Here is a 3,327-nt window from a genome sequence, read left to right as displayed (position 1 = left end):
GGGAGCGAACCCCTACCGCCAGGCGCACGCGCGCGGCGTGAAGCTCATCGGCGCGACGGCGCACTTCGTCACGAGCGACCTCGACGAGGGGCCGATCATCGAGCAGAACGTCGTCCGGGTCGACCACACGAAGGACCCCGCCGAGCTCGTGTCGATCGGGCAGGACGAGGAGTCCCGCACGCTCACCCAGGCCGTCCGGTGGATCGCCGAGGACCGCGTGCTCCTCGACGGCGCCCGCACCATCATCTTCAAGTAGGCACCGTGTCCGCACCGCAGAGCCCCGTCGACTGGTCCGAGACCCCGGGCCCGCACGCCGTCCGCCCCCGACGCACCGGCGCCTGGGACGTCCTCCGGGCCGTGGTGTGCGCGTTCGGCCTGTTCTCGCTCGGCTACTGGGGCTACCTCGCCTGGCCGTACCCGCTGCCGGCGCTGTTCTTCATCGTCGGCGCCCCGCTCTTCGCCGCGATGGTGTGGTTCTTCTTCCGCTCGCCGCGGTCCCCGGTCGAGACGGACATCGTCGGCAAGACGATCGTCGAGGTCGCACTCGTCGTCGCCGCCGGTGCCGCCTGGGTGTCGATCGGGCACCCGGTCGTCGGGCTGGTCTTCATCGTGGTCGCCGCGGTGTCCGGCGTGGTGCAGTTCCGCCGGGAGGCGCGGTGACCGGCATCGGCGTCGCCGACGGGTCCGGCCTGGAGGCACGGCGCACGCTGGTGCGGTCGGCCCGCGTCGTCGACGCGGCCGGCACCACGGCCGACGGCTGGGTCTTCGTCGACGGTGACGTCATCCGTGCGGTCGGCTCCGGCCCCGACGTCCCCGCGGCGGACGAGGTCGTCGACCTCGGTGACGCCGTCCTGGTGCCCGGGTTCGTCGACCTGCACGGGCACGGCGGCGGTGGGGTGTCCTACGAGGACGAGTCCTTCGCGGCGGCCCTCGCGGTGCACCGGGCGCACGGCACGACGCGGTCGGTCCTGTCGCTCGTCGCGAACCCGCTCGACGCCCTGGTGACCTCGCTCGACCGTGTCCGCGAGGTCATGGCGTCCGACCCGCTCGTCCTCGGTGTGCACCTCGAGGGGCCGTTCCTCTCCCCGCAGAACAAGGGCGCACACAACGCAGCGTTCCTGCTCGACCCGACACCCGACGCCGTCGACACACTGCTCGGTGCCGGCGCGGGCGTGGTCCGCCAGGTCACGATCGCCCCGGAGCTCCCCGGCGCACTCGACGCGATCGAGCGGTTCGTCGCGGCCGGGGTCACCGTCGCCGTCGGCCACACGGTCTGCTCGTACGAACAGGCGAGTGCGGCGTTCGACGCCGGCGCGACCCTGCTCACGCACGCGCACAACGCCATGCCGGGCATCCACCACCGCGCGCCGGGCCCGATCCCCGCCGCGGTGGCCGACGACCGGGTGACGCTCGAGCTCATCCTCGACGGCGTGCACGTGCACCCGTCGGTGGCGTCCCTGCTGCTCGACGCCGCGTCCGGCCGCGTCGCGCTCGTGACCGACGCGATGGGCGCCGCCGGGGCAGCTGACGGCTCGTACACGCTCGGCTCCCTCGCGGTGACCGTCGAGCACGGGGTCGCCCTCGTCGCCGGGACCGAGACCATCGCCGGGTCGACGCTCACGCAGGACCTGGCACTCCACAACGCCGTCGCCCTAGCCGGGCGGTCACTGCCGGACGCCGTGGCTGCACTGACCGCGGTGCCCGCGCGGGCACTCGGGCTCGAGGACCGGCTCGGCAGGATCGCCCCGGGGTACGCAGCCGACCTCGTGGCGCTGACGCCGGCACTCGAGGTGACCCGGGTGTGGGGAGCCGGGCGTCCGATCGGCTGATCGACCGGCCGCCGCGTCGTGCGGGAACGGATCTGTCACACGGGGGCGCATCCGGACACTCACTGTTCGGAGGCAATCGTGAACACACCAAGGGGGCCGGGCACCGTCCCGGACACAGCACTCGTCGCCGCCGTCGCGAAGAGCGACGGCGAGGCGTACACCGCGCTGCTCGACCGACACTCGCGTGCGGTCTTCCGCTACGCATGGGGGCTCGCCGACGAGCGGTCGGACGTCGACGACATCGTCCAGGAGACGTTCCTCGTCGCGTGGCGGCGACGGAAGGACATCGGGCTCGTCGGCGCATCCGCGCTGCCGTGGCTGCTGACCACGACGCGGTACGTCGCGATGAACACGAACCGGCAACGACGGTCGAACCGCACCGACCTGGTCGACGAGCACAGCGGTGCGTCCGAGGCCTGGTACCGCCAGGTCGCGCATGACGAGGCCGTGCACCAGCTGCGGTGGGTCCGCGCGGAGATCGCCGCGCTCGAGTCACCCGATCGCGAACTCTGCGAGCTCTGTCTGCTGCAGGGCCGGTCCTACGACGAGGCCGCCGCGATGCTCGGCCTCACCCCCACGAACGCGCGCAAGCGCATCCAACGGTCCCGCGCGAAGCTGAAGTCGAGCCGCGCGCTGCACGAGATGGAGCAGACACTGTGATCACCGCACCGCCGCCCGAGGGTGCCGCCCTCGACGAAGCCATCCGTCCGATCCGACGCGCGGTGCTCGACCGCACGGTCCGCCGTCACCGCCGCTCCCGCTGGACCTTCGGGGCGGTCGGGTCCGTCGCGGCGGTCACCGCACTCGCCACGGTCATCGTCGGCGGCGACCTGACCGGGACCACCGAGCGCGTGCCGGTCGTGGGGTCGCACCCGCAGGCCGCCACCGCCGCCGAGGTTCTGCGCAGGGCCGCCGACGAGGCCGTCCGGGCGAGTGACCCGACTGTCGGGCCGGGGCAGTACCTCGAGGTGTCGACGAAGCGGGAGAGCCAGGCGTTCTTCGGTGACGCGAACAGGTACTCCGCGCTCGTGCCGTACACGATCACGGTGTACCGGCCCGCTGACGTGTCGGCCGAGTGGACCCTCGTGCGCACGTCCGGCGAGCCGACACGGTTCTTCCCCGCCGCTTCCGCCACCGAGGCCGCCGCGGAGTGGAAGGACGAAGGGTCCCCGTACCCGACCGAGACGTTGCGCGGAGCGAGCGGTCAGTTCGAGGGGTACTCGGAGTGGACCCCGGCGCACCTGACCGAGATGCCGAGGGAACCGGACGAGCTGTACGCGTGGGTGTCGGAGCACGCCACCGGTTCCGTGAGCCACGCGGAGGCGATGACGACGCTGATCTCCGACGACCTCGCGACCGGGCTCGTCCCCGCGGACCTCCGGAGCGCCATGTACGAGGTCCTCGCGAAGATCCCGGGGACGACGATCACTCGCGACGCGGTGACGCTCGACGGCCGCACCGGGACCGCGATCGGCCGGGACGAGCCGAACCGCGACGG

At 72.8% G+C, this 3,327-nt stretch carries 5 protein-coding genes; all 5 read left to right on the top strand.

Annotated elements, in window-relative coordinates:
* Positions 1-256: formyltransferase family protein (locus I59_RS05770; protein WP_261976528.1), on the top strand; the 256-nt coding region annotated here is incomplete at its 5' end.
* Between the two features lie 5 nt (positions 257-261).
* Positions 262-660: a YrdB family protein gene (locus I59_RS05765; protein WP_022903056.1), complete on the top strand. Its 399-nt coding sequence runs from the start codon at positions 262-264 to the stop codon at positions 658-660.
* A complete protein-coding gene (gene nagA / locus I59_RS05760) occupies positions 657-1,829 on the top strand; it encodes an N-acetylglucosamine-6-phosphate deacetylase (protein ID WP_022903055.1) in 1,173 nt (390 codons plus the stop codon). The genes I59_RS05765 and nagA overlap by 4 nt, the downstream gene beginning before the upstream one ends.
* A gap of 78 nt (positions 1,830-1,907) precedes the next feature.
* On the top strand, positions 1,908-2,489 hold the full coding sequence (locus I59_RS05755) for an RNA polymerase sigma factor (RefSeq protein ID WP_022903054.1): 582 nt from the start codon (positions 1,908-1,910) through the stop codon (positions 2,487-2,489).
* The coding region (locus tag I59_RS05750; RefSeq protein WP_022903053.1) for a CU044_5270 family protein at positions 2,486-3,327 on the top strand (842 nt) is incomplete at its 3' end. The genes I59_RS05755 and I59_RS05750, both read left to right, overlap by 4 nt.

It is taken from the genome of Curtobacterium sp. B8, assembly GCF_000333315.1.
GTDB classification, from domain to species: Bacteria; Actinomycetota; Actinomycetes; order Actinomycetales; family Microbacteriaceae; genus Curtobacterium; species Curtobacterium luteum.
This window is presented reverse-complemented; position numbering and strand designations above follow the sequence as displayed.